Source organism: Arthrobacter sp. YD4 (assembly GCF_030410515.1).
GTDB lineage: Bacteria > Actinomycetota > Actinomycetes > Actinomycetales > Micrococcaceae > Arthrobacter.
The window spans coordinates 413,460-438,364 of the sequence record NZ_JAUHHD010000003.1 but is presented as its reverse complement, the minus strand read 5'-3'; the positions used below and the strand labels follow the sequence as shown (position 1 = coordinate 438,364).

Annotated in this window: 23 protein-coding genes; 5 read left to right on the top strand and 18 right to left on the bottom strand. The window is 69.8% G+C overall.

From position 1 onward, the window contains the following. Window positions 1-104: 104 nt before the first annotated feature. From nusB to QWJ39_RS10480, 14 genes are all read right to left on the bottom strand, one after another. Window positions 105-515: a transcription antitermination factor NusB gene (gene nusB, locus QWJ39_RS10545; RefSeq protein WP_290257744.1), complete on the bottom strand. Its 411-nt coding sequence runs from the start codon at window positions 513-515 to the stop codon at window positions 105-107. Next, the gene (efp, locus tag QWJ39_RS10540) at window positions 515-1,078 is read right to left on the bottom strand and encodes an elongation factor P (protein WP_056739180.1); all 564 of its coding nucleotides are present in this window, start codon (window positions 1,076-1,078) and stop codon (window positions 515-517) included. Before efp ends, nusB begins: the two co-directional genes overlap by 1 nt. Window positions 1,079-1,225: 147 nt before the next feature. Beyond that, complete coding sequence (locus QWJ39_RS10535; RefSeq protein WP_290257743.1) at window positions 1,226-1,744, bottom strand: tetratricopeptide repeat protein; 519 nt, start codon at window positions 1,742-1,744, stop codon at window positions 1,226-1,228. Next, complete coding sequence (gene aroB, locus QWJ39_RS10530) at window positions 1,744-2,835, bottom strand: 3-dehydroquinate synthase (RefSeq protein WP_290257742.1); 1,092 nt, start codon at window positions 2,833-2,835, stop codon at window positions 1,744-1,746. The genes QWJ39_RS10535 and aroB overlap by 1 nt, the downstream gene beginning before the upstream one ends. After that, window positions 2,832-3,362, bottom strand: coding sequence for a shikimate kinase (locus tag QWJ39_RS10525; RefSeq protein ID WP_290257892.1), 531 nt, complete (start codon window positions 3,360-3,362; stop codon window positions 2,832-2,834). Before QWJ39_RS10525 ends, aroB begins: the two co-directional genes overlap by 4 nt. A gap of 65 nt (window positions 3,363-3,427) precedes the next feature. Beyond that, a complete protein-coding gene (gene aroC, locus QWJ39_RS10520; protein ID WP_290257741.1) occupies window positions 3,428-4,627 on the bottom strand; it encodes a chorismate synthase in 1,200 nt (399 codons plus the stop codon). Window positions 4,628-4,653: 26 nt separating this feature from the next. Continuing rightward, window positions 4,654-5,514, bottom strand: a complete 861-nt coding sequence (locus QWJ39_RS10515; RefSeq protein ID WP_290257740.1) for a shikimate dehydrogenase — start codon at window positions 5,512-5,514, stop codon at window positions 4,654-4,656. After that, the gene (mltG, locus tag QWJ39_RS10510; protein ID WP_290257739.1) at window positions 5,511-7,271 is read right to left on the bottom strand and encodes an endolytic transglycosylase MltG; all 1,761 of its coding nucleotides are present in this window, start codon (window positions 7,269-7,271) and stop codon (window positions 5,511-5,513) included. Before mltG ends, QWJ39_RS10515 begins: the two co-directional genes overlap by 4 nt. Next, a complete protein-coding gene (gene ruvX / locus QWJ39_RS10505) occupies window positions 7,252-7,866 on the bottom strand; it encodes a Holliday junction resolvase RuvX (RefSeq protein ID WP_290257738.1) in 615 nt (204 codons plus the stop codon). The genes mltG and ruvX overlap by 20 nt, the downstream gene beginning before the upstream one ends. A gap of 9 nt (window positions 7,867-7,875) precedes the next feature. Beyond that, a complete protein-coding gene (alaS, locus tag QWJ39_RS10500) occupies window positions 7,876-10,554 on the bottom strand; it encodes an alanine--tRNA ligase (protein WP_290257737.1) in 2,679 nt (892 codons plus the stop codon). An 87-nt stretch (window positions 10,555-10,641) separates the two neighbouring features. Beyond that, the gene (locus QWJ39_RS10495) at window positions 10,642-10,887 is read right to left on the bottom strand and encodes a DUF6167 family protein (RefSeq protein ID WP_290257736.1); all 246 of its coding nucleotides are present in this window, start codon (window positions 10,885-10,887) and stop codon (window positions 10,642-10,644) included. A gap of 30 nt (window positions 10,888-10,917) precedes the next feature. Continuing rightward, a complete protein-coding gene (locus QWJ39_RS10490) occupies window positions 10,918-11,292 on the bottom strand; it encodes a DUF948 domain-containing protein (RefSeq protein WP_290257735.1) in 375 nt (124 codons plus the stop codon). Between the two features lie 142 nt (window positions 11,293-11,434). Next, window positions 11,435-12,061 carry a 30S ribosomal protein S4 gene (gene rpsD, locus QWJ39_RS10485; protein ID WP_290257734.1) on the bottom strand — a complete coding sequence of 209 codons (627 nt, stop codon included), beginning with the start codon at window positions 12,059-12,061 and terminating at the stop codon, window positions 11,435-11,437. Window positions 12,062-12,249: 188 nt separating this feature from the next. After that, window positions 12,250-13,701 carry a replication-associated recombination protein A gene (locus tag QWJ39_RS10480; protein WP_290257733.1) on the bottom strand — a complete coding sequence of 484 codons (1,452 nt, stop codon included), beginning with the start codon at window positions 13,699-13,701 and terminating at the stop codon, window positions 12,250-12,252. Window positions 13,702-13,793: 92 nt separating this feature from the next. Between QWJ39_RS10480 and QWJ39_RS10475 the strand changes: the two genes are divergently transcribed. Next, window positions 13,794-14,441, top strand: a complete 648-nt coding sequence (locus QWJ39_RS10475) for an acVLRF1 family peptidyl-tRNA hydrolase (protein ID WP_290257732.1) — start codon at window positions 13,794-13,796, stop codon at window positions 14,439-14,441. 20 nt (window positions 14,442-14,461) lie between these two features. Here the strand turns inward: QWJ39_RS10475 and QWJ39_RS10470 are convergent, their stop codons facing one another. From QWJ39_RS10470 to aspS, 3 genes are all read right to left on the bottom strand, one after another. Then, window positions 14,462-16,051, bottom strand: a complete 1,590-nt coding sequence (locus tag QWJ39_RS10470) for an HNH endonuclease signature motif containing protein (protein ID WP_290257731.1) — start codon at window positions 16,049-16,051, stop codon at window positions 14,462-14,464. Between the two features lie 151 nt (window positions 16,052-16,202). Next, window positions 16,203-17,018, bottom strand: coding sequence for a GNAT family N-acetyltransferase (locus QWJ39_RS10465; protein WP_290257730.1), 816 nt, complete (start codon window positions 17,016-17,018; stop codon window positions 16,203-16,205). A 105-nt stretch (window positions 17,019-17,123) separates the two neighbouring features. Further along, window positions 17,124-18,920 carry an aspartate--tRNA ligase gene (gene aspS / locus QWJ39_RS10460; protein WP_290257729.1) on the bottom strand — a complete coding sequence of 599 codons (1,797 nt, stop codon included), beginning with the start codon at window positions 18,918-18,920 and terminating at the stop codon, window positions 17,124-17,126. Window positions 18,921-19,016: 96 nt separating this feature from the next. On the opposite strand from aspS, the gene QWJ39_RS10455 reads away from it, so the two are divergent. Further along, window positions 19,017-20,300, top strand: a complete 1,284-nt coding sequence (locus QWJ39_RS10455; protein WP_290257728.1) for an APC family permease — start codon at window positions 19,017-19,019, stop codon at window positions 20,298-20,300. A gap of 26 nt (window positions 20,301-20,326) precedes the next feature. On the opposite strand, the gene hisS is transcribed toward QWJ39_RS10455, so the two are convergent. After that, window positions 20,327-21,679 (bottom strand): histidine--tRNA ligase, encoded by a 1,353-nt coding sequence (gene hisS, locus QWJ39_RS10450; protein WP_290257727.1) that lies wholly within the window; start codon window positions 21,677-21,679, stop codon window positions 20,327-20,329. Between the two features lie 150 nt (window positions 21,680-21,829). Between hisS and QWJ39_RS10445 the strand changes: the two genes are divergently transcribed. The 3 genes from QWJ39_RS10445 (at window position 21,830) to QWJ39_RS10435 (ending at window position 24,894) form a co-directional block, all read left to right on the top strand. After that, window positions 21,830-22,630, top strand: coding sequence for a peptidylprolyl isomerase (locus tag QWJ39_RS10445; RefSeq protein ID WP_290257726.1), 801 nt, complete (start codon window positions 21,830-21,832; stop codon window positions 22,628-22,630). 129 nt (window positions 22,631-22,759) lie between these two features. After that, window positions 22,760-24,178, top strand: a complete 1,419-nt coding sequence (locus QWJ39_RS10440) for a DUF349 domain-containing protein (RefSeq protein WP_290257891.1) — start codon at window positions 22,760-22,762, stop codon at window positions 24,176-24,178. Window positions 24,179-24,288: 110 nt separating this feature from the next. Next, a complete protein-coding gene (locus tag QWJ39_RS10435) occupies window positions 24,289-24,894 on the top strand; it encodes a type IV toxin-antitoxin system AbiEi family antitoxin (RefSeq protein WP_290257725.1) in 606 nt (201 codons plus the stop codon). The last annotated feature ends 11 nt before the right edge of the window (window positions 24,895-24,905 follow it).

Below are 24,905 nucleotides of genomic sequence, written 5' to 3'. Positions count from 1 at the left end.
GGACAGACGCGAAAGGGCCGGCGCCCGCCGTGATGGCGGGCGCCGACCCGGAGTTTTTCGCCTCAGAGTCCCCCGTCATGGGGGCGCTTCGGGTGCCGGCCGGATCAGGCCAGCAGCGACGGCTTCAGCTGCTGCAGCCGGCCCAGCAGGCCGTTGATGAAGGACGGGGACTCGTCCGTCGAGAGCGTCTTGGCCAGCGCCACCGCCTCGCTCACCGCGACGCCGTCGGGGACGTCGTCGTTGTAGAGCAGTTCCCAGGTGCCCACGCGCAGGATGATGCGGTCTACGGACGGCATCCGTTCCAGCGACCAGCCCTGCGAGTAGGTTTCCAGGAACTCGTCGATGGCGGCCTGGTGTGAGACCACGCCCTCGACGATCTCCAGGGTGTAGGGGTTGATGACCTGATCCGTCTGTTCACGACGGGAGCGCAGCACATCGAATGCGGAGACGGAACGCTGTTCCGCCTCGAAAAGAACATCCAGGGCCCTGCTGCGGGCCTTACCGCGGGCGCTCACTAGTCGTTGACCCGGCCAAGGTAGCTGCCGTCGCGGGTGTCGACCTTAACTTTGGTGTTGTTCTCGACGAACAGCGGCACCTGGATCTCATAGCCGGTTTCCAGGGTGGCGGGCTTGGTGCCGGCGGAGGAGCGGTCGCCCTGCAGGCCCGGCTCGGTGTAGGTGATTTCCAGCACGACGCTCGGCGGCAGTTCGATGTAGAGCGGGTTGCCCTCGTGGATGGCGATGTTGACCATCTGGTTCTCGAGCATGAAGTTGGTGGCGTCGCCGACGGTGGCGGCCGGCACGGTCAGCTGGTCGAAGTCCGACGTGTCCATGAAGACGAAGTCGGCGCCGTCCTGGTACAGGTACTGGTAGTCGCGGCGGTCCACGGTGGCGGTCTCGATCTTGAGGCCGGCGTTGAAGGTCTTGTCGACAACCTTGCCGGACATGACGTTACGCATCTTGGTGCGGACGAAGGCGCCGCCCTTGCCGGGCTTGACGTGCTGGAATTCGATGATGTTCCAGAGCTGGCCTTCCAGCTTCAGCACGGTTCCGTTCTTGATGTCGTTGGTCGTTGCCACAGTATCCTCAGGTTTCGTCAATGGCCGGTCTAAGCCGCCAGCCGTGTATGCCATGCGGGCGCGCCCAATGGGCGGCTCCGCGCGTGTTTTTCAAAAATCCAAGATCCATTCTACCGGCTTTACGGATGCAGTGCCGGACGGGGTCCCTCAGGAGGCCAGGTCCAGCACGTCCCGGGCGCGCTGCAGGGCCACGGTTGAGGAGTAGATCAGGGCCGCGTCGGCGGCGCCGGCCACCCGGAGGTCCAGGGCCTTGGCGAAGGACTCGACGGCCGCAGCGGTGTTGCCGGCCGCGAAGTAGGAGCGGCCCAGGTGCTGCCGGACGGAGGCCTCCTCGGGGGTGCCTTGCGCCTCGGCCAGCAGCTGCCGGTAGAGTTCGACGGCGCGGTCGGAGCGGTGCGAGACGCGCAGCACCTCCGCCTCGAACATCCGGAGCCGGAAGGAATCGGGGTCCTTGTACCGGGCCTCGGCGAGCAGCTCGGCCGCCTCCCCGGGGTGGCCCTCGACGAGCCGGACGAAAATCAGGTCGGTTGGGTCCTGCGACGCGGCGAGGGCGTCGGCGCAGGCCTCCTCGTTGACCAGTTCCGGCATGAGCGTGCGCGGGTTGATCCGGATGCCGGGGAACCCGGCGTCCGGCCACTCGCTGGTGCCGCCGTTGTCGCTGATCATCAGGAGGCAATCTCCTGGTAGGCGGCGAAAAGCAGCGAGGTGTCCGGGACATCGAGGATCCCCGGGCGTCCGACGCCGTCGAGCACCACGAAGCGCAGCAGGTCGCCGCGGGACTTCTTGTCCCGGCGCATCCCGTCGAGCAGCGCCTGCCAGCGGTCGCGTCGGTAGGTGGTGGGCAGGCCGAGGCTTTCCAGGATGCTCCGGTGCCGGTCGAAGTCGGCGTCGCTGAGCCGGCCTACGCTGCGGGCCAGTTCCGCGGCGAACATCATGCCCACGGACACGGCGGCGCCGTGCCGCCAGGAGTAGCGCTCGGCGAGTTCGATCGCGTGGCCCAGGGTGTGGCCGTAGTTCAGGATTTCGCGCTGTCCGGTTTCCTTGAGGTCCTCGGAGACCACGCGGGCCTTGACCGTGATGGCGCGTTCGATCAGTTCCCGCAGGACCTCCGAGCGCGGATCGGTGGCGGCCTCGGGGTCCTTCTCGATCAGGTCGAGGATGGCCGGGTCGGCGATGAAGCCGCACTTGATCACCTCGGCGAGACCGGAGATGATCTCGTTCTTCGGCAGCGTGTCCAGGGTGTCCAGGTCGGCCAGGACGCCGGCGGGCGGGTGGAACGCGCCCACCAGGTTCTTGCCCTCGGCGGTGTTGATCCCGGTCTTGCCGCCGACGGCGGCGTCCACCATGCCGAGCAGGCTGGTGGGCATGTGAACCACCTTGATGCCGCGCAGCCACGTGGCGGCGACGAAGCCCGCGAGGTCGGTCACCGCTCCCCCGCCGACGGCGACAATCGCGTCCGAGCGGGTGAAGTCGTTCTGGCCGAGCACCTGCCAGCAGAAGGAGGCGACCTCGATGTGCTTGCCTTCTTCGGCGTCGGGGATTTCCGCGGTCAGGGCGGTGAAGCCGGCGGTGCCGAGTTCCTCGCGGACGGCGTCGCCGGTGAGCCGCAGGGCGCGCGGGTGGATGACCAGGACGCGCTTGACCCGCTCCCCCAGCAGCGCCGGGAGGCCGGCGAGCAGGCCGCGGCCGACGACGACGTCGTAGTTCTCCGACGCCGACTGGCCGCTGACGGGGATGGTGGTTGATTCGTTGCTCACAGTTCCACTTTCTTTGTTGCCGCCGGGGCCGCCGCGGCGGTGCCGGCGGGGCGCCGGAGCGCATCTTCAAGTCGGTGTGCCAAGTCCGCGACGCTGCCGTGGCGGACGTCGAGGACGATGTCGGCGAGTCGTTCATAGACCGGTTGGCGGGTGGCGAAGAGGGCCCGCCACCGATCCATGGCGTCCCCTGCCAACAGCGGCCGGCCGGAGTTCCGGGCGATCCGGTCCGCCACGGTGCCGGCGTCGCATTCGAGATAGACCACGGTGCAGCCGGCGAGCAGCTGCTGGGTGCCCGAGTCCAGCACGGCGCCGCCGCCGAGGGAAATGACGGTCGGCGATTCGGCGGCGTCTTCCACGGCGCGGGACACGGCCCGGGCCTCCATCTCGCGGAAGGCGCACTCGCCGCGGCTGGCGAAGATGTCCGCGATGGCGCCGTGCTGGCTGACCACCTCGGCGTCGGTGTCGATGAACCGGGCGCCAAGGTACTGGGCCAGCTGCTGGCCGATCGCGGACTTGCCGACGGCCATCGGCCCGATCAGGACGATCGGGGCCCGGCTGCCGGCCTGCCGGCGCGGCGTTTCACTGGCAGGCACTAGTGGCCGATCGAGTCCAGGGACGCCGGGATGTTGTCCAGGTAGCCCTTGAGGTTGCGGGCGGTCTCGGCAACCGAGTCACCGCCGAACTTTTCGGCCACGGCCTCGGCCAGGACCAGTGCCACCATGGCCTCGGCGACGACGCCGGCGGCCGGGACCGCACAGACGTCCGAGCGCTGGTGGTGGGCCTTGGCGGCCTCGCCCGTGGCGACGTCGACCGTCTTGAGGGCCCGGGGCACGGTGGCGATCGGCTTCATGGCGGCGCGCACGCGCAGCACGTCGCCGATGCTCATGCCGCCCTCGATCCCGCCGGCGCGGTTGGAGGTGCGGATGATCCGGCCCTCGGAGTCCTTGACGATCTCGTCGTGGGCGGCCGAGCCGCGCCGCGAGGCGGTGAGGAAGCCGTCGCCGACCTCGACGCCCTTGATCGCCTGGATGCCCATCAGGGCGGCGGCGAGGCGGGAGTCCAGCCGGCGGTCCCAGTGGACGTAGCTGCCGAGTCCCGGCGGCAGGCCGTAGGCGAGGACCTCGACGACGCCGCCGAGGGTTTCGCCCTCCTTGTGGGCGGCGTCGACCTCGGCGACCATGGCGTCGGAGGTTTCGCGGTCGAAGCAGCGCAACGGATCCGAGTCGAGGGCCAGCACGTCCGAGGGAACCGGCAGGGGCTTGCCCTCAGGGACGGAGACGGTGGCGATGGAGACGGTGTGGGAGACCAGCTCGATGCCGAGCTGGGAGAGGTAGGCGGCGGCCACCGAGCCGAGGGCCACGCGGGTGGCGGTCTCGCGGGCGCTGGCGCGCTCCAGGACGGGGCGGGCCTCGTCGAAGCCGTACTTCTGCATCCCGGTGAAGTCGGCGTGGCCGGGGCGGGGCCGGGTCAGCGGGGCGTTGCGGGCCTGGTCCGCGAGGGTCTCCGGGTCCACCGGGTCCGCGGACATGATCTGTTCCCACTTGGGCCATTCGGTGTTGCCCACCTGGATGGCGATGGGGCCGCCCTGGGTCAGGCCGTGGCGGACACCGCCAAGGATGCTGACCTCGTCCTGTTCGAACTTCATTCGGGCGCCGCGGCCGTAGCCGAGCCGGCGCCGGGCAAGGGCCTCGACGATCCGGGGACTGCTGAGTTCGACGCCGGCGGGGACGCCTTCAATAATTCCGACCAGTGCCGGGCCATGGGATTCACCGGCGGTCAACCAACGCAACATAGCTTCCATCCTGCCATGTGCGGCACTTAGAACACCCGTCGAGGTGCCCCTACTGCGTCACACATCACATCTATGACTTCGGCGGGCATCGGCCCGTCGACGGCTGCGAAAAGCCGGACCTGTTCGATCGCCTGGTAGAGCAGCATTTCCAGGCCGGGGACCACGGTTCCGCCGCCCGCGGTCCACGCCGCGGCGATCCGGCTGGGCCACGGGTCGTACGCGGCATCGAGCAGGATGCCAGGCGTCGCGGCGCCGGCGGCGGCGAGGTCCGCTCCGGTTCCGTCCGCGGCGCGAGGCGGCAGGGTGGAGACGACGACGTCGTAGCCGGGGAGTTCACGGGCGGCCGCCGTCAGTGGCCGGAACTGCAGGTCGATGCCGACGGCGGCGGCGGCGGCGCGCACGTCGGCGGCCCGGACCGCGTCGCGGACGAAAACCGTGGCGGAGGAGGTGCCGAGGTCGCGGAGGGCGGCGACGGCGGCCGCGGCGGTCCCGCCCCCGCCCAGCACGGCGGCGGACGGCGCATCAGGGGCGCCGGCGTAGCGGAGGGCGTTGACGATTCCGGCGACGTCGGTGTTGTACCCGACGAGTCGTGGACCTGCGGGCCCGGGCTCGAACGCCACGGTGTTGACCACACCGAGGGCCTCCCCCACGCCGCGGACCTCGTCCACGGCCGCGGCTATGGCGGCCTTCAGCGGCATCGTCACCGAGAGCCCCCGCCAACTGTCCTCAGCGCGGACAGTCGACAGGAACCCGGGCAGGGCGTCGACGGTGACGTCGATCGCCTCGTAGCCGATGTCCACGCCGAGCGCCGCGTAGGCGGCCCGGTGCAGGGCCGGGGACTTCGAATGCCCGATGGGGTGGCCGAGGACGGCCGCCCGTCCGGTCACACGCAACGGTTCGGGTTGGCGCTGCACCAGGCGTTGTACTTGGCCACGTTGACGTTGTGCTCCGCCAGCGTCTTGGCGAACAGGGTCTCCTTGGTGTCCAGGTTGACCGTCACCCAGTAGAGGTAGTCGTTCGTCTTCGGCTTGGCGGCGGCGTCGATGGCAGTCTTGCCCGGCGAGCCGATCGGACCGGCGGGCAGGCCCTGGTTGGCGTAGGTGTTGTACGGGTTGGACTTGTCCGCCTTCTGCGCCTCATCGATGTGGAAGCTGCGGATGCCCAGGCCGTAGGTGACGGTGGCGTCGGACTGGATCAGTCCGCCGGTCTCCGTGTTGTTCGGCTTGAGGCGGTTATAGATGGCGCCGGCGACGTCACCGTACTCGGCCTGGCCGCCCTCGGCCTGGACGATGCTGGCGACGGTCAGGACGTCGTACTGCTTGGCCGGGTCGGTGATGCCCTGGGCCTTCAGCTCGTCCAGGGTGCTGCCCACCAGTTTCGTCAGGACGTCCTTTGCGGAGGTGCCCAGCGGGAAGCGGTATTCGCCGGGGAACAGGAAGCCCTCAAGATTCTTGGCCTTCGCGGGAACGCCGAACTGTGCCGGGGAGTCGCTGAGTGCCTTGAGTTCGGGGACCGGCACGCCGGTGCCTTCGGAGATGGCCTGCAGGGATTCGTTGATGCGCATGCCGGCGCTGAGGGCGAAGTACATGACCTTGCCGCTGCCCTTGTTCAGCAGGATGTTGACGGCATCGGTGTTGTTCATTTCCTTGCGCATGCTGAAGGTGCCCGGGGTGAGGGCTCCGCCGGCAGCCACGAAGGCCTTGACGAAGTTGTCCGGGTTGGCGATGACCTGCTTGGCCTGTAGGTCCGCGGCCACGGACTTGGGGCCTGCGCCGGCGGGCACGGTGATGGTGACCTCGCCGGTGCCGGGGCCCGGGTAGTCCGCAACGGTGTTGCCGCCGAGCAGCGGCTTGATGAACTGGGCGCCGACGACGATGGCGACGACGAAGACGGCGAGGGTCAGGACCAGGGCCAGGAAGCGCCGGCGGCGCCGGACCTTCTTGGACGGGCCCTTGGCGACGGGGATGCCCGCGGCGCCGATCAGGTCGCGGCCGTGCTCCTCTTCGTCGTGGTGGTCTTCGAGGGGGTGTTCGGCGTAGGCCGCGTCCTCGTGGTGATCGTCGTAGTAGGCGCCGCTCTCGGCGGCGTGGCCGTACTGCAGGGCGTCGGCGCGGCGGAGGGTTTCCTCGCGGGAGAGGCCGCCGGCGTATTCGTGGACGGGCTCGTGGGCCGCGTCTTCGTGCAGCTCGTGGGCCGGCTCGTCGTGGGCGGCCTCTGCGAACGCGGGAGCCGCGTAGCCGGCGTCGTGGTGCGCCTCTTCGGCGGGCACAGGCTCGACATGGACGGGCTGCTGGGCCGGTTCGGGCACGGGCACCTGGTCGGTGTGCGTGTCGTGGACCGGTGCTTCGTGGACCGGCTCCCGGTGCACGGGCTCTGCGTGGACCGGTTCCTCCTGCACGGGCTCGGCGTACGCGGGTTCCTGGTGCACGGGTTCCTGGACCGGTTCGTGCACGGACTCCTGGCGGGACGGCGCTTCGGGGGCGCCCTGCTCCTCCTGGCCCGTGACATAGGCCTGCGGCGGGACGACTTCGTGGTTCTGGGTGGCCAGGAACTTCTCCTGGGCCCGGATTTCCTTGCGCGTCAGCGGGCGGTCTGCGCCGCCAGTGGCAAAACCAGAGGACTCGTCATTGTTGACCGGGCTCACTGTAGCCTTCCATTTCGGGCAGAATGCGTTGTGCAGAATGCGCGTCTAAGTCCGGGGCGGCCTGAGCGCCGCCACCGGTCGGCCCCGGCTGCGGGTCCGCGCTGACGCGGCGACCCACTTCCGTCCCCCTGGCCTTTTGCATATCGATTGCGTGTTGCAGTATCCCTGCGGCCGCAACCTGATCAACCACTTTACGGTGGTCGCGGCTGCTCATGCCAGCTTGGTGCAGGTCCCGGTGCGCTGAAACGGTGCTCAGTCGCTCGTCAACCAGCCAGACGGGAATGTCGGCGTCGGCCGCCCGCAGGGTACTGACCAGTAGCTTTGCATAGTCGGAAGCCATTGTCGCGGAGGCGTGCTCTTCCCCCTTCATGGTGCGGGGCAGGCCGACAAAAATTTCGACGACGTCCCGCTCCAGCGCCTCCCGGACCAGGATCTTGACGTCCGAGGCATTCTTGGAGTCGCGCTTGAGCGTCCGGAGCGGGGTGGCGAGGATGCCGTCAGGGTCGCACACGGCCACCCCCACGCGGACGGTGCCGACGTCTACCCCGAGCTTTACGCCCCGGAGGTAGCCGCCGGACACCATAGCGTCAACCATCCGCGGCCTTTAGCGCTTGGTGATGGCGTCGACGACGGCGGTCAGGGCTGCCCCGACCTTGCTAACGTCGGTGCCGCCGCCCTGGGCGACGTCGTCCTTGCCGCCGCCGCCACCGCCGAGGATGCCGGCGGCCAGGCGGACCAGCGCGCCGGCCTTGACGCCGGCCTCACGGGCGGCCTCATTGGTGGCCACCAGGATCACCGGGCGGTCGTTGCTGACGCCGGCCACCGCGACGGCCGCGGCGTCGGAGCCGAGCCGGGTGCGCAAGTCCAGTGCCAGGCCGCGCAGGTCGTCCGCGCCGCCGATCTGGCCGGCATCGTGGGCGATAACCTTGACGCCCGAGGCGTCCTTGGCGGTGCCCACCAGCTGCGCGGCGGCGGCGGTGAGCTGTTCCTTGCGGAGGCGCTCGAGTTCCTTCTCGGTGGCCTTGAGCTTGGCGAGGGTGCTGGCGATGCGCTCGGTGAGCAGGCCGGAGGGCACCTTCAGCATGTCGGTGAGCTCGGTGACCAGGGCGCGTTCGGCGGCCAGGTGCCGGAAGGCGTCCATGCCGACGAAGGCCTCGACGCGGCGGTTGCCCGAGCCGACGGACTGCTCACCCAGCAGCGACAGGCTGCCGATCAAAGAAGTGTTGGACACGTGCGTGCCGCCGCAGAGCTCGCGGGACCATGCGCCGTCGATCTCCACGACGCGGACCTCGTTGCCGTAGTTCTCGCCGAAGAGCGCCATGGCGCCGAGTGCCTTCGCCTCGGCCAGGCCCATGATCTTGGTCTCAACCTGGTAGTTGTTGCGGATCGCGATGTTGGCGACCTCTTCGATCTCCGAGCGGGTGGCCGTGCTCAGGCCCTCGCCCCAGGAGAAGTCAAAGCGGAGGTAGCCGGCCTTGTTGAAGGAGCCGCGCTGCAGCGCCTCCGGCCCGAGGATCTGGTGCAGGGCGGCGTGCACGATGTGCGTGCCCGTGTGTGCCTGCTCGGCTGCGTGCCGGCGTTCGCGGTCGACGGCGGCGAGGACGCGGGCGTCGGCGCCGATTTCACCCTCGCGGACGATCGCCTTGTGGACGCTGAGGCCCTTGATGGGGCGCTGCACGTCCAGGACCTCGACGACGAAGCCGTCGCCGGTGATCAGACCGGTGTCGGCGGCCTGGCCGCCGGCCTCGGCGTAGAACGGGGTCTCGGCCAGGACGAGTTCAATCTCCTCGCCGGTGGCGGCGTGGCCCACCTTGCGGCCGTTGGCGAGGATGCCGCGGACCGTGGACTCGCCGGCGAGCTCGGTGTAGCCGGTGAACACGGTCTCGCCCGCGGTCAGGAGCTCCTGGAAGGCGCTCATGTCCGCGTGGGCGCCCTTCTTGCCCTTGGCGTCGGCCTGGGCGCGCTGGCGCTGCTCCAGCATGAGCTTGCGGAACTCGGGCTCGTCGACCTTGAGGCCGGCCTCCTCGGCCATTTCCAGGGTCAGGTCGATCGGGAAGCCGTAGGTGTCGTGCAGGGTGAAGGCGTCGGCGCCGGAGAGCGGGCGGCCGGCGGACTTGGATTCCTTGACCGCGTCCTCCAGCCGGGCCGTGCCGGAGGCGATGGTGCGCAGGAACGCCTTCTCCTCGGCGTAGGCGATCCGGCTGATCCGCTCGAAGTCGGTCTCCACGATCGGGTAGACGCCCTTCATGGCGTCGCGGGAGGCCGGGAGCAGCTCCGGCAGGCAGGCCTTCTCGACGCCGAGCAGGCGCATGGAGCGGACGGCCCGGCGGATCAGGCGGCGCAGCACGTAGCCGCGGCCCTCGTTGGAGGGGGTGACGCCGTCGGCGATCAGCATCAGGGCCGAGCGGATGTGGTCGGCGACGACGCGCATGCGGACGTCGTCGGTGTGGTGCGGGTCCTCGGGGGTCTCGGCGGAAGTGTAGGCCTTGCCCGAGAGCTCTGCGGCCTTGTCGATGACGGGACGGACCTGGTCCGTCTCGTACATGTTCTCGACGCCCTGCAGGATCATCGCGAGGCGCTCCATGCCGAGGCCGGTGTCGATGTTCTTCTTGGGCAGTTCGCCGGTGATGTCGAAGTCCACCTTGGAACGGACATTGTCGATCTGGTACTGCATGAACACGAGGTTCCAGATCTCGATGTACCGGGTCTCGTCGGCCAGCGGGCCGCCCTCGATGCCGTAGGCGGGGCCACGGTCGTAGTAGATCTCGGAGCAGGGGCCGGCGGGGCCGGGCTGGCCGGTGGACCAGTAGTTGTCCGACTTGCCCATCCGCTGGATCCGCTCGGCCGGGACGCCGGTGTTCTTCAGCCAGAGTTCCTTGGCCTCGTCGTCCTCTTCGTAGACGGTGACCCAAAGGCGCTCCGGCGGCAGGCCGTAGCCGCCGTCGTCGACGCCGGTGGTCAGCAGCTCCCAGGCGAACTTGATGGCGTCTTCCTTGAAGTAGTCGCCGAAGGAGAAGTTGCCGCACATCTGGAAGAAGGTGCCGTGGCGGGCGGTCTTGCCCACCTCTTCGATGTCGCCGGTGCGGATGCACTTCTGGATGCTGGTGGCACGCGAGTAGGGCGGCTCCTCACGGGCGGTGAGGTACGGGATGAACGGGACCATGCCGGCCACCGTGAACAGCAGGGAGGGGTCGCTGGATACCAGGGAGGCGGAGGGCACGGCGGTGTGTCCCTTGCTGACAAAAAAATCGATCCAGCGCTTGGTGATCTCCTGCGACTTCATAACCTGGTTACTAACCCTTCAATAATTCTTTACAAACGTAGGTGGCGACGCACCGGTGGCATCGGGTGGTTCGGGGTGGCGGGCGGCCTAGCGGCGCAGCGCGTCCCGGGCGGGGGCGGCGGCGTCGTCTACTCCCAGCGCTGAGCGCAGTTCGCTCTCGCGGTCGCGCATGCCGGTGCGGACAGCGTCGGCGAAGTCGTAGACGCTGTCGGCCAGGCGGCCCACGGCGCGGTTCATGCCTTCGGGGCCCAGCGCGGTCTGCGCCTGGGTGATCTTACGGAATGCGATGACGCCGACGGCGACGCCGATGCCCATCCAGAGAATCCTGTTCATGTCAGCTTCTTTCAGCGGGAGCGGGCCGGGTCAGCGGCTGCGGCGGCCGGAGGAGGGCTTCTTGCGCGCGGAGAACGCCGAACGCACGCCGTAGCTGAAGGCGGCGACCTTGATCAGCGGCGAACCCACGGTGGCCGCGACCAGGGAGGACAGGGCGGAGAGGTTCGCGGAGGCGTCGGAGACGTTGGCGGCGATCCCGTCAACCTTCTTCAGCTGCTGGTTGGTGGTGGAGACGGTGGCGGTGACCTCATCCATGAGCGGGGTGGCGCCGTCGCTGAGCGAGCGGATGGTGCTGCGCACCTCGTCGAACACTCCCCCGAGCTTCAGGATCGGCACGGCGAGCAGCAGGACCAGGAGTGCAAACACCCCGGCCGCGATCAGGCCGGCAATATCGCCACCAGTCATAGACGTTCATCTCCTTGAAACTCCGTGGATTACTGCGGGGCCGCTCCGCCATAATGCGTGGCCGCGGACTCCCTCAAGTACCTTACCTACAAAGAAGCCCGCGGCGCTTGCCACGGGCTTCTTTGTAGGTCTCGCGTTGGATCTAGCGTGCGTAGAATTCCACGACGAGCTGCTCTTCGCAGGTCACGGGGATTTCGGAGCGCTTCGGGCGGCGAACCAGGCGTGCCTGCAGGGACTCGAGCTTGACGTCCAGGTAGGCGGGAACCATCGGCAGGACATCGCGGTGCGCGCCTGCTGCTGCCACCTGGAACGGAGGCATGGTTTCGCTGCGGCTGTGGACGTGGACAAGCTGGCCCTCGCCGACGCGGAACGACGGGCGGTCAACGCGGACGCCGTCGACCATGATGTGGCGGTGCACAACCATCTGGCGGGCCTGGGCGATCGTGCGGGCGAAGCCGGCACGCAGCACGAGGGCGTCGAGACGCATTTCGAGCAGTTCGATCAGGTTTTCACCGGTCAGGCCCTTGGTGCGGCGTGCTTCTTCGAAGGCACGGGTCATCTGGGCTTCACGGATGCCGTACTGGGCGCGCAGACGCTGCTTTTCACGCAGACGAACGGCGTAGTCGGAGTCCTGCTTCTTGCGGGCACGGCCATGCTCACCGGGGCCGTACGGGCGGCGCTCCATGTACTTGGCGGCCTTGGGGGTCAGAGCAATGCCGAGTGCGCGCGAGAGGCGTGCGGTACGGCGAGCACGAGTGTTGTTAGCCACTTGTGTCCTTCCAATATCTGCGGTGTGTCAGTGTTACTGGCCTCCACGATGGAGAGCATCGGCCAACCGCTGCCTTTTGCTACTGGGCGCAGAGCCAACCCGCGGAGCATCGTGACAGCCGAAACTGCCGCGAGTTCAGAGGATTATGCGTCCGTGCCTTGCCAGACAACGTTCAAGACTATCACGGCTTAGCCGCCGCGGATGATTTTCCTCAGCCGTTCCAGCCGCGTGGAGATGTCCCGTTCGGCGCCGTTGGCGGTGGGCTGGTAGTAGTTGCGGCCCACCAGGTCATCCGGCGGGTACTGCTGGGTGGCGACAGCGTGCGGGGCGTCGTGGGCGTACTTGTACCCCTTGCCGTGGCCCAGCTGCTTGGAGCCCGGGTAGTGCGCGTCGCGCAGGTGCGCGGGGATGCCGTTGCCCATCCCGGCCCGCACATCGGCGATCGCCTGGTTGATGCCGAGGTAGGCGGCGTTGGACTTGGGCGCGGTGGCCAGGTGCACCACGGCCTCGGCCAGGATGATCCGCCCTTCCGGCATGCCGATCAGCTGCACCGCCTGGGCGGCGGCGACGGCGGTCTGCAGGGCGGTGGGGTCGGCCATGCCAACGTCCTCCGCGGCGGAGATCACGATGCGGCGGGCCACGAAACGGGGGTCCTCGCCGGCCTCCAGCATCCGGGCCAGGTAGTGCAGGGATGCGTCCACGTCGGAGCCACGGATGGATTTGATGAAGGCGCTGGCGACGTCGTAGTGCTGGTCCCCGGCGCGGTCGTAGCGGACCGAGGCGACGTCCAGGGCGCGTTCGGTGTGCTTGAGCTCGATACTGACGGGCGTGCCGTCGGCCGGGGCACCGTCGACGTCGTCCGCGTCGCCGAACGCGACGCCGGCGGCCGCCTCCAGCGCGGTCAGGGCACGGCGTGCGTCGCCGCCGGAGAGCCGGACGAGGTGCGCCAGGGCCTCCCCCTCCAAAGACACCGAGCCGCCCAGGCCGCGGGGGTCCTCGACGGCGCGCAGCAGCAGGCCCTCGATGTCCGCGTCGGTGAGGGGCTTGAGGGTCAGCAGGAGGGAGCGCGAGAGCAACGGCGAAACCACCGAGAAGGACGGGTTCTCCGTGGTGGCGGCCACCAGGACCACCCAGCGGTTCTCGACGCCGGGCAGCAGCGCGTCCTGCTGGGCCTTGTTGAAGCGGTGGATCTCGTCGAGGAACAGCACCGTGGTGGTCTTGTAGAGGTCCCGGGCGGTCAGCGCCTCGTCCATGACGCGGCGGACGTCCTTGACCCCGGCCGTGATGGCGGAGAGCTCAACGAATTTGCGCCCCGGGCCCTTGGCGATCACGTGGGCCAGGGTGGTCTTGCCGGTGCCGGGAGGGCCCCAGAGGATCAGTGAGCTGGGGCCGGCCGGTCCGGTGGCGTTGCTGCCGGCCGCGAGCTGCCGCAGCGGGGAGCCGTGGCCCAGGAGGTGCTGCTGGCCGACGACGTCGTCCAGGGTCCGGGGACGCATGCGGACGGCCAGCGGACTGCGCGGGGCGGCTCGGCCGGAGCCGCGGGGGGAGTCGCCGTCGCCGGACTCATCGCCGAAGTCGTCGGCGTCGGAGTCGTTGTTCGCGGACGCCTTGTCCTGCCCTGCACCAAAGAGATCATCCACATAGATAGGCTACTTCTAGTTCCGGAGGGTCCCCGCACGGCCGCCGGCCGACCTTCCGCGCCCCGCCCGCCCGTTTCCAAGGGAGATCCGCCATGCCCAGCCCCGAGTCCCGCGTGGCCCGCGTCCCCGGGGAGCGGCTGGCCGGCTGGGTGGAGCGCTTCGCGGCCAGGCACGGAAGCGTCCAGGAATCCGACACCGACGACGGATTGCTGCTGCGCGCCGCCGACGGTGCCGAGGCGCTCCTGCAGGCACCTTGGCCGGCGGACGGGCGCCCGGGCCGCGGCGACGACGCGCTGACCCGGCTGGCGAGTCTGACAACGCAGCCCCGGCAGCTGGGCCTGGTGCTGGTGCGCCGCGGCGGTTATTCGGTGGCCGTCGTTGCGGAGGGAAGAGTTCTGGCCTCGAAGACCGGCACCCGGCACGTGCAGTCGCGCACGGCCGCCGGCGGCTGGTCGCAGCAGCGCTTCGCCCGGCGCCGGTCCAACCAGGCCGACGCCCTGGTGGAGGCGGTCGCGGCGCACGCGGCCCGGATCTTCGCCGAGCACCGCATCGAGTACCTGGTTCCCGGCGGCGACCGGACCCTGGCGGACCTGGTCCTCGCCGAGCCGGTTTTGAAGCGCTACGCGCCGCTGGCCCGGCTGGCCTTGCTGGACGTCCCGGATCCGCGGGCGGCCGTGCTGAAGAAGGCCGCCGCCGACGCGTGTGCCGTGCGGATCCAGGTCACCGACCCGCCGTCGTAGGCGGGCAGTCGGAGCGGGGGCTATGTCGTTCCGCAGAAGACGCTCAGGGAATCCAACCAAGGGGCATCGTCCGGTTCACCAAGCGGCCACTTGTCCCATTCCGGAAAAGGATCTTCCGGCAACCCGGGCAGCAGAATTACACCGTGTTGTGGCCAGGGTTCCGGCGGAACGCTCGCCCCGGCCTCCCAACCTGCCGCCTGGGAGTTGAGCCACTCCACAGCCACGGGGGCCGGTGGCCACTGGGGTGGTTCCCAGTCCTGGTGTTCGCTGGCGTACGTCCGGCCGGCGGGCGATGTCCACCCCGGCGGGTGGTTCGTCCCGGCGGCAGTCGGTGCCCAGGCGGTGGTGTGCTTCAAGCGATGGTGTTTGCGACAGGGCTGACCCAGGTTTCTGACGCCGGTGCCGCCGCCGTCGGCCCAGGCCAGGAGGTGGTCGGCGTCGTTGTCCAGGGAAGCGTTGCTGCAGCCCGGAAATGGACACTTCCCGTCGCGGAGTCTGAGCCACTGACGCATTGCCTTCGGAACGCGGTAGCTGGTCCGCCCGATCTCCAACGGGGCACCGTCGCGCGGATCGGTCAAAACCCGGCGAAACGAGTCGGCACCGTCGACTATCAGCCGGCGGGCCATCGACGGCGGGATCGGCCCGTGTCCATCGAGAACAGCCGGTTCCTCGGTGACACCGAGGAGGGCCATCACCGGGACGGTGACCAGGACCTGCGCCAGCGGCACCGGAACCTCCCCAGCCGCCGCGGCGCCGATTGCTCCATCCTCGGCAGTTCCGGGGCCGGTACCGCTGCTGAGCAGCCAGGTCGCCGCAATGTCAGCCCGGAGCTGCGCCAACGTCCGTTGCTCGTCGGGCGCCTGGAGGGTGCGGGCGGCAGCAGTGGTCCGCTCCCAGATGCCCGAAGCGGTGTCGGCGGGAAGGTAGGCCGACAGCCAGGCCATGCCGTCCCGGTCCGGGCAATATTCAACCCGCCGGTTCTCGACGCCTTTGGCATGACGGGTTTCGATGCTGACCGGGTGGTGGCGTTCGCGCCAGCTGCGTGCCTTGGCCCGGAACCGTCCCGGGACGAGTTCTCCGGCGGGACAACCACGGGCGGGATTGGGTGCATTCGGGTCCAGGAAGTGGGCTTCCAGCTCCGCCGCACCGGCCGGGCTAAGGTTCGCGGTTTCGTCGACCAGGATCCGGGCGCGCTGCCAGGAGATCGTCCCGGCCCGCAGGGCGGCCAGGGTCAGTGGCAGCGCCGCTGTCAGGGCCCGGGCCTCAGAGATCAGGGCACCGGCGGCTCGCTCGCTGACGGTCAGGACGCAGGCGATCTCGGCAACAGTAGACATCTCTTGGGCCGTGCATTCCTGAGGTGACCGCGCCGGCGGCGCCAGAGCCTCGGCCGCTCGAGTGTAGTCCGCGATCAGCCGCGCCTTCAGCGCCGCCATCCGGGCTTCCCATCGGGCAGACTCTGCCAGCGCGTTCAGACAGTCGTCGGCGAGTTTCCGCAGCGGGTCAGCGGAGTCGACGCCATCGTCCAGGACGGCAGCCAGCGCGTCGGCGGACCCGGTGAGGGCCGTCAGGGCCTCCCGGGTTTCCTCCACAAACGCTGCTGCGCCTTCCATAACCTCACAATAGGTCGAGGCACTGACATTTAACGGCGGACCGGGACGACTGTTCGTTGGGTGCGAAAGACCGGCGACTGGAGATGAATGCGAGGGCACGGAGTCAGGGCCAAATAACCCCCTGCAGACTGACCGTGATCAGCGGTTAGTCTCAGCAGCCGGTCGGGGCGCGGCGGGGGCGGTCCTGCCGGTAAAGGTAGCTGCCGGCCAGGGAGAAGCCTGCCCGGGCGTAGAGTTCCCGAGCGGCAGTGTTGGCCGCCGTCACCAGCAGCCAGCACTCCCGTCGGCCCCGGGCCTCCGCCTCGCGCAGGAGGGTCCGCAGCACCCGCCCGGCATAGCCGCTGCGCCGGGCATCCGGCCTGGTGGCCATCCCGTAGATCCCGGCCGCAGTGGCCGCGCCGAAATCGCCGTCGTCGGCAGGCAGCGCCAGGCGTCCGACGGCCGCGGGCTCCCCGTGCCCGTCACGCACCAACGCGTACAGCGACGGGCAGCCCTCCAGGATCGCCCGGGCCACCGGTAGGCTCTCCACCCCGCCCCGGCCGTCGACGCTCCACCAGAGCAGCAGCCATTCCTCCGAGGGGTGGTCCAGCACCTCCACCTCCGACGCCGCAGCGGCCTCCGAGTCTCCGTCGGCCGCATTGCCACTAAGTCCGCGGGTCAGGATCAGCGTCTCGGACTGCCGGGTGAAGCCCTCGTCGTCCAGGACGGCGTTCAGCGGCGCATACCCGGGCCCCTCAAACACCTGGAAGATCAACGGCAGGCGACGCTCACGGTACCAGCGCCGCGCCTCGGCCAGGCTCCGGCGCAGCGCTTCCGGGTCCTCCCCCGGTTCACGGGGCCAGACGGAATTGGCCCGCTGGGTCACGCCGGAGGCGGCGCGCAACACCCAGCCGCCGGCCTCGTCCCGTTGGGCGGCCGGCCACGCGGCGTCCATCAGCCGCTCGAGCCGCGGCAATAGCTCCGGCATCAACGGTCTCCTCCCGACGGCATCACTGCCAGCCCTCAGTCCACTGAAAAAGCAGCAGCGGCTCCCCGGTGTCCCGGGAAACCGCTGCTGCCAGCACCTAACAAGCTACTTGGCGCTGTCGCTCTTCGGGGCCTCGGCCTTCTTGGCCTCGGGCTTGAAGTCGACCCCGGCCTCCTTGCGCTGCTGGGCCGTGATCGGCGCCGGCGCGGCGGTCAGCGGGTCGTAGCCGTTGCCGGTCTTCGGGAAGGCGATGACGTCGCGGATGGACTCCACGCCGGATAGCAGAGCCACCACGCGGTCCCAGCCGAACGCGATGCCGCCGTGCGGGGGCGCGCCGAACTTGAAGCCCTCGAGCAGGAAGCCGAACTTCTCCTGCGCGTCCTCGTGCGAGAGGCCCATGACCTTGAAGACGCGCTCCTGCACGTCGCCCTGGTGGATACGGATCGAGCCGCCGCCGATTTCGTTGCCGTTGCAGACAATGTCGTAGGCGTAGGCCAGCGCCGTCTCCGGGTCGGTGTCGAAGGTGTCCATGAATTCGGGCTTGGGCGAGGTGAACGCGTGGTGCACGGCGGTCCACTGGCCCCCGCCGACGGCGACGTCACCGGAGGCGACGGCGGCCGCGGCCGGCTCGAACATCGGGGCGTCGACCACCCAGCAGAAGGCCCAGTCGGCCGGGTTGATCAGGCCGGTGCGGTGGCCGATCTCCACGCGGGCCGCGCCGAGCAGTGCCCGGGACGGGGTCTTCTCGCCGGCGGCGAAGAAGATGCAGTCGCCCGGCTTGGCGCCGACGGCGTCGGCCAGGCCGGCGCGCTCGGTCTCGTTGAGGTTCTTGGCCACCGGGCCGGCCAGCTCGCCGTCTTCCTTGAACAGGACGTAGGCCAGGCCCTTGGCGCCGCGCTGCTTGGCCCATTCCTGCCAGCCGTCCAGGGTGCGGCGCGGCTGGGAGGCCCCGCCGGGCATGACGACCGCGCCGACGTAGGGGGCCTTGAAGACGCCGAAGCTGGTGTCCTTGAAGAACTCGGTCAGTTCGGTGAGCTCCTGGCCGAAGCGCAGGTCCGGCTTGTCCGAGCCGTAACGGGCCATCGCGTCGTTGTAGGTGATGCGCTGGATGGGCGTCGGGATCTCGACGTCGATCAGCTTCCAGAGCGCCTTCACGATGCCCTCGCCGAGGCCGATGATGTCTTCCTGCTCGACGAAACTGGCCTCGATGTCCAGCTGGGTGAATTCCGGCTGGCGGTCCGCGCGGAAGTCCTCGTCACGGTAGCAGCGGGCGATCTGGTAATACTTCTCGAAGCCACCGACCTGCAGCAGCTGCTTGAACAGCTGCGGCGACTGCGGCAGCGCGTACCAGGAGCCGGGCGCCAGGCGGGCGGGGACCACGAAGTCGCGGGCGCCTTCCGGCGTCGAACGGGTCAGCGTCGGGGTTTCGATCTCGACGAAGCCTTCACCGTGCAGCAGCTCGCGGGCCACCCGGTTCGCCTCGGAGCGCAGGCGCAGGTTCCGGGCGGGGCCGGGGCGGCGGAGGTCCAGGTAGCGGTGCTTCAGGCGGGCTTCCTCGCCGACCTCGACGTGCTCGTCGATCTGGAACGGCAGCGGCTCGGAGGTGTTCAGGACGGTGACCGTCTCGGCGATGACCTCGATCTCGCCGGTGGCCAGCGCCGGGTTCTCGTTGCCCTCGGGACGCTTCGAAACGGTGCCCGTAACCTGCAGGACGTACTCGTTGCGCAGGCCGTGGAAGACCTCTTCCTCACGGACGACGACCTGGGCGACGCCGGACGCGTCGCGCAGGTCCACGAATGCGACACCACCGTGGTCACGACGCCGGCCGACCCAGCCGGCGAGGGTTACGGTTTGTCCAATGTGCTCGGAGCGAAGGGATCCGAGGTCGTGTGTGCGCAGCACAGCTCGCCTTTCAGAAGGAAAACAGGGTGGTATTAAATGGGACCGCCACGGGAACGGTCCCGTCCGAGTTTACCCGTTGGAGAGGCCACCCCCGCCATGGCGCAAGCAATCCCCGGACCCGCCCCGCTGCAGCGCCGGCTGGGCGTGGTCGATTCGACGGCGATCGGGCTGGGGTCGATGCTCGGCGCCGGCGTCTTCGTCGTCTTCTCCCCCGCGGCGGCCCTGGCCGGTCCCTGGCTGCTCGTGGCGGTTGCGGTGGCCGGCGTGGTGGCCTACTGCAACGCGGTGGCCTCTGCCCAGCTGGCGGCCCGGTACCCGTCCAGCGGCGGCACCTATGTGTACGGTCGGCAGCGGCTGGGTGAGTGGCCGGGCTTCCTGGCCGGCTGGGGGTTCGTGACCGGGAAGACGGCGTCCTGCGCGGCGATGGCCATGACCTTCGGCCACTACGTGGCGCCGGGACTCGCGACGCCGCTGGCGGTGGCCGCCGTCGTCGTCCTGACCGGCGTGAACCTGCTGGGCATCACCCGCACCGCCCTGGTGACCAAGATCCTGCTGGCCGTGGTGCTGGCCACCCTGGCGCTGGTTGCCGTCGCGGCGGCCGCCGGCCCGCACGCCGGCGGCTTTGCGGTCATCGACGCCGGCGGGGGCCTCGGGGACGCCTCGGCCTGGGGCGTGCTGCCCGCGGCGGGGCTGATCTTCTTCGCGTTCGCCGGGTACGCCCGGATCGCGACCCTGGGCGAGGAGGTCAAGGATCCCGCCACGACCATTCCGCGCGCCATCCTCGGCGCACTGGGCGGGGCGTTCGTGATCTACCTCGGCCTCGCCGCGCTGCTGCAGTGGCAGCTTCCGGCCGGGCGGCTGGCCCGCTCGACGGCGCCGCTGCTGGACGCCGTCGCCGCCTCACCGCTGCACGGGTTCGCGCCGGTGGTGCAGTTCGGCTCCGCCGCGGCGTGCCTGGGCGCGCTGCTGGCCCTGATCACCGGCGTCGGCCGGACCACCCTGGCGATGGCACGCGAACGCGACCTGCCGCCGGTGCTGGCGCGCGTGGGCGGCGGCCACGCGGTCCCGTTCGTCGCCGAACTCACGGTCGCGGCGGTGGTGATCGTGCTGCTGCTGACCTCGAACGTGCTGACCGTCGTCGGGTTCTCCAGCTTCGGCGTGCTGGTCTACTACGCGGTGACCAACGCGGCCGCTTTCACGCTTCCCGAACGGGCGTGGCACGCGCCGCGCTGGCTTAACGTGCTGGGCTTCGCCGGCTGCCTGGTGCTGGCGGCCACCCTGCCGACGGCGTCCGTATCCGTCATGGCAGCCCTGTTGGCCGCCGGCGTCGTGGTCCGGCTGCTGGTGCTGCGCAGCCGGCGACGCGCCGCCGGGGCTTAACCCCCGGCGGCCCTCAGCGGAAGGACCTAGGCGCGGCTGACCGTCACGTGCAGGTCCTCGTCCGCGGGGGTCCAGGTGGCGGGGTCGGCGTCGACCTGCTCGCCGCTGCGGATGTCCTTGACCTGGTGCTTGCCCTCGTCGTCGGTAAACCAGACGAACGGGATGCCGCGGCGGTCCGCGAACTTGATCTGCTTACCGAATTTCTCGGCCTTCGCGGCGACCTCCGTGGCGATACCGCGGGTGCGCAGCTGGGCGGCGACGTCCTGCGCGGCGCCCCAGCTCTCGTCCGTGTTCAGGGCCACCAGCACGGCGGTGGGCACGGAGCGGGAGGCCTTCGCGAGGTCCTGGCTGAGGATCCGCGAGACCAGGCGGGTGACGCCGATGGAGAGGCCGACGCCGGGGAAGGTCCGGTTGCCCTTGCTGGCGAGGGCGTCGTAGCGGCCGCCGGAGCAGATGGATCCGAGCTGTTCGTGGCCCACCAGGACGGTCTCGACGACCGTGCCGGTGTAGTAGTCCAGGCCGCGGGCGATGCTGAGGTCCGCCACCACCTTGCCGGGCGCGCGCTGTACCGCGGCGGAGATGACCTGTTCGAGTTCGCTCAGGCCCTCCTCGAGGAGGTCATTGCTGACGCCGAGGGCGCGGACCTGCTCGACGAACCCGGTGTCCGGGGTGCGGATCGAGGCCAGGGCCAGGGCGGCGCGGGCCTGCTCGTCGGTGGCGCCGAGTTCCGTCTTCAGCAGTTCGGCCACCTTGTCAGCGCCGATCTTCTCCAGCTTGTCGATGCTGCGCAGCACGCCGGCGGTGTCCGTCAGGCCAATGCCGGTGTAGAAGCCCTCGGCCAGCTTGCGGTTGTTAATCCGGAGCAGGAAGTCGGGGATCGGCAGCGCACTGAGGGCTTCGGCGATGACCAGCGCGATTTCGACGTCGTAGCGGAACGGCAGGGTTCCGTCACCAACGATGTCGATGTCCGCCTGGGTGAACTCGCGGGCCCGGCCTTCCTGCGGACGCTCACCCCGCCAGACCTTCTGGATCTGGTAGCGGCGGAACGGGAAGGCGAGGTAACCGGCGTTCTCCACCACGTAGCGGGCAAAGGGGACGGTCAGGTCGAAGTGCAGGGCCAGCGCGTTGGGATCGGTCTTCGCCGTCGCCGCGGAGGCCGGATCGGCGTCGTCGTCCTGCAGCCGGCTGAGCCCGTAGACCTCCTTGTCGATCTCACCCTTGCGCAGGAGTTGTCCCACGGTTTCCACGGCGCGCGTCTCGATCGAGGAGAAGCCGTGCAGCTCGAAGGTCTTCCGGAGTGTGTCCAGGACATGGAGTTCCACCAACCGCTCCTCGGGAAGCCACTCGGGGAATCCGGACAGGGAGGCGGTGCGTGCCATGGTGGAATTTTCTCCTCTGGTGACGACGGCGGATCCGGCTGCCGCGGCGTCGCCCGCGGACCGGCCAGTCGTGCATAAACTGTGTGCGGCAGTCAGTTTATGCTTTTTCCCGCACGTATCCGTACTTGCGGCCCGACCCCAGGAGGACTTTTGGCGGCGAGTTCACGCAGTGCCCGCGAGGCAAAGCGGCGCGTCCATCAGATGGAGGCCAAGCGCGAGCTGCGCCGGCACCAGGACAAGCGCCGGAAGCGTGACAACATCATCGCCGGCGCCGCCGGTGGCGCCGCGCTGGTGCTGGCCCTGGTCCTGCAGATGACCGTCTTCGCCAGCAACCCCACCGAGGACGAGTTCAAGGCCGCCGAGGCCGGCCTGAGCACCCCGTCGGCGACGCCGACCCCGGCCGCCAGCAACGGCGAGAACATCCCCAAGCCGGAGACCGCCGCCGGGAAGACCTTCACCGGCGACCTCAAGCTCAACCGCGGCACCCTGGGCGTGGAACTGGACGGGACCAAGGCGCCGCAGGCCGCCGCGGTGTTCAAGTCCCTGGCGGACCAGAACTTCTACGCCGGCGTCAGCTGCCACCGTCTGACCACGGCCGATTCCTTCGGCGTGCTGCAGTGCGGGTCAAAGACCGGCGACGGCGCCAGCGATCCCGCCTATACGTGGGGCCCCCTGGAGAACACCCCCACGGACAACAAGTACCCGGCCGGAACCATCGCGGTGGCCCGCACCGGTAACAACGCCTACGGCAACGGGACACAGTTCTTCATCGTCTACAAGGACACCGTGATTCCGGCCGACTCGGCCGGCGGCTACACCGTGGTGGGCAAGGTGACCTCCGGCCTGGATGTGGTCTCCGGGATCGCTGCGGCCGGCATCAAGCCGGGCACCAGCGCCACGGACGGCGCGCCGGTGGAATCAGTCACGATAGACTCGTTCTCTCTGAAGTAACCAGCCGTGCTCCCGGAGCATCGGTCCCGGTATTTCCCTCCAAGCGAAAGACTTCTAGCGGTGACAGACAGTCAGAAATCCGACGAAACAGTGGCAGCAGCTGCCAGCGAGACCGAATCCGGCGCGCCGGTGACGGAACAGGCCCCCGCGGCGGAGGCCGCCTCGGCTCCGGCTCCGGCGGCCGCCCCCCGGCCGGCCCCGCGCCCTGCTCCCTCCCCCGCCGCGTTCGCGGCACGGCCCAAGGCAGCGCCGTCGCCGGCCGCTCCCGCCGTCGCCGCAGCTGCCCCGAGCACCTCGGCCGCCGAGGCCGCCCGCTGGGGCCGGGTGGAGGGTGACGGCCACGTCTTCCTCACCATCGATGGCGCCGAGCACCCGGTGGGCCAGTACCCCGGCGTGAGCGACGACGAGGCGCTGGCGTACTTCGCCCGCAAGTACGACGACGTCGTGGCCCAGATCGTCCTGCTGGAACAGCGCGTCGCGTCCAAGGCCCCCGCCGCGGACATGCAGAAGACCGTCACCCACCTGCGCGAGCAGCTGGCCGAGCGGAACATGGTGGGCGACCTGCGCGCCGCCGAGGGCCGCCTGGACACCCTCTCCGGCCAGATCACCGAACTGGAGAAGTCCGAAAAGGCCGAACACGACGCCGTCCGCGCCGCCGAGCTCGCTGCCCGTGAGGCGATCGTCGCCGAGGCCGAGCAGATCTCCGCGCAGGATCCGTCCCAGGTGCAGTGGAAGACCTCCAGCGCCCGGATGAACGAGCTGTTCGAGAACTGGAAGACCGCCCAGAAGAGCGGCGTCCGGCTCGGCCGCAGCAACGAGGACGCCCTGTGGAAGCGGTTCCGCGCCGCGCGCACCGTCTTCGACCGGCACCGCCGCGCCTACTTCTCCCAGCTGGACAGCAACAACTCCGCCGCCAAGGCCGCGAAGGAGAAGCTGATCGTCGAGGCCGAGGCGCTCTCCTCCTCCACCGAGTGGGGCTACGCCGCCGGCGAATACCGCCGCCTGATGGACCAGTGGAAGGCCGCCCCTCGCGCCAGCCGCAAGGACGACGACGCGCTCTGGGCCCGCTTCCGCGCCGCCCAGGATGTGTTCTTCACGAACCGCCAGGCCGCCAACGAGGAAATAGACCAGGAATACGGCGCGAACCTCGTGGTGAAGGAGGCGCTCCTGGCCGAGGCCAACGGGCTGCTGCCGATCACGGACCTCGCCGCCGCGAAGAAGGCGCTGCAGTCCATCCGTGACCGCTGGGAGGAAGCCGGCAAGGTTCCCCGCGCCGACATGGGCCGCGTCGAGGCCGGTCTCCGCAAGGTCGAGGACGCCGTCCGGCACGCCGAGGACGAGAACTGGAAGCGCTCCAACCCGGAGACGAAGGCCCGCACCAACAGCGCGCTTTCGCAGCTGGAATCGGCCATCGCCGGTCTGAAGGAGGACCTCGCCAAGGCCGAGAAGGCCGGAGACGAGCGGAAGATCAAGGACGCCCGGGAGGCCCTCGAGGCCCGCCAGGCGTGGCTGGAACAGCTGGAGCGCTCCGCGAGCGAACTCTCCTGATACGTCGGGGCCCAGCGGCCCGGACAGGTGTTCACCGGGCCCCGGCCCCGTTATCCACATGACGGGACCGGGGCCTGTTCCATGTCCGGGGACCGCGGCACGATGGCTCAATGACCCTTCCGCCGGTCCCCTCCGTCCCCTCGGGGCTCGACCCGCCCGTGCTGTACTCGCCGGGGCCGCTCTTCTCGTGGGCGGAACTGCAGGCCATGGCGGCCGACGGCGTGCTGGCGCGGATCTCCCAGCGCGGCTTCCTGCCGCCCGGGGCCCCGGCCACCCCGCAGCTCCGCGCACGGGCCGCGGCGGCACTGATCCCGGCCGCCATCCGGCAGCGGGTGGTGGCCGGCCGGATGACCGCGGCCTGGATCTACGGCTGCGCCCGGGAGCCGGACCGGCTGGCATTGCTGGTGGATGCCAACCGGCGGATCTCCAGCCTTCGCGGAGCCAGGGGCTGCAGCTTCCACGAGACGCGGCTCGGGACCATGGATGTGGTGAGCCTGGGGGGCCTGATGGTCTCCAGCCCGCTGCGCACCGCCGTCGACATCGCCCTGCACGTCAGGCCGGAACACGCCGTGCCCGCGCTCACCGCACTGCTGTCCGCCCCGGAACTGCCCGTACGCCTAAACCTGCTGGTCCGGGCGGTCGAGGCCGTGCCGCGGCTGCCGTACAAGAACTCGGCCCTCGCGGTGCTGGAAAGGGTCCGGGAGGGCAGTGGGTAGCCGGTGAGGGC

Bases quoted from the DNA above. Each gene is read 5' to 3' on its own strand.
- QWJ39_RS10495 (WP_290257736.1), bottom strand. From the start codon at position 10,887: ATGAACAGGATTCTCTGGATGGGCATCGGCGTCGCCGTCGGCGTCATC.
- QWJ39_RS10465 (WP_290257730.1), bottom strand. From the start codon at position 17,018: ATGCCGGAGCTATTGCCGCGGCTCGAGCGGCTGATGGACGCCGCGTGG.
- alaS (WP_290257737.1), bottom strand. From the start codon at position 10,554: ATGAAGTCGCAGGAGATCACCAAGCGCTGGATCGATTTTTTTGTCAGC.
- QWJ39_RS10525 (WP_290257892.1), bottom strand. From the start codon at position 3,362: ATGGCCGTCGGCAAGTCCGCGATCGGCCAGCAGCTGGCCCAGTACCTT.
- QWJ39_RS10490 (WP_290257735.1), bottom strand. From the start codon at position 11,292: ATGACTGGTGGCGATATTGCCGGCCTGATCGCGGCCGGGGTGTTTGCA.
- QWJ39_RS10455 (WP_290257728.1), top strand. From the start codon at position 19,017: ATGGCGCAAGCAATCCCCGGACCCGCCCCGCTGCAGCGCCGGCTGGGC.
- hisS (WP_290257727.1), bottom strand. From the start codon at position 21,679: ATGGCACGCACCGCCTCCCTGTCCGGATTCCCCGAGTGGCTTCCCGAG.
- QWJ39_RS10535 (WP_290257743.1), bottom strand. From the start codon at position 1,744: ATGATCAGCGACAACGGCGGCACCAGCGAGTGGCCGGACGCCGGGTTC.
- QWJ39_RS10435 (WP_290257725.1), top strand. From the start codon at position 24,289: ATGACCCTTCCGCCGGTCCCCTCCGTCCCCTCGGGGCTCGACCCGCCC.
- ruvX (WP_290257738.1), bottom strand. From the start codon at position 7,866: ATGGTTGACGCTATGGTGTCCGGCGGCTACCTCCGGGGCGTAAAGCTC.
- aroC (WP_290257741.1), bottom strand. From the start codon at position 4,627: ATGTTGCGTTGGTTGACCGCCGGTGAATCCCATGGCCCGGCACTGGTC.
- QWJ39_RS10475 (WP_290257732.1), top strand. From the start codon at position 13,794: ATGCCCAGCCCCGAGTCCCGCGTGGCCCGCGTCCCCGGGGAGCGGCTG.
- QWJ39_RS10470 (WP_290257731.1), bottom strand. From the start codon at position 16,051: ATGGAAGGCGCAGCAGCGTTTGTGGAGGAAACCCGGGAGGCCCTGACG.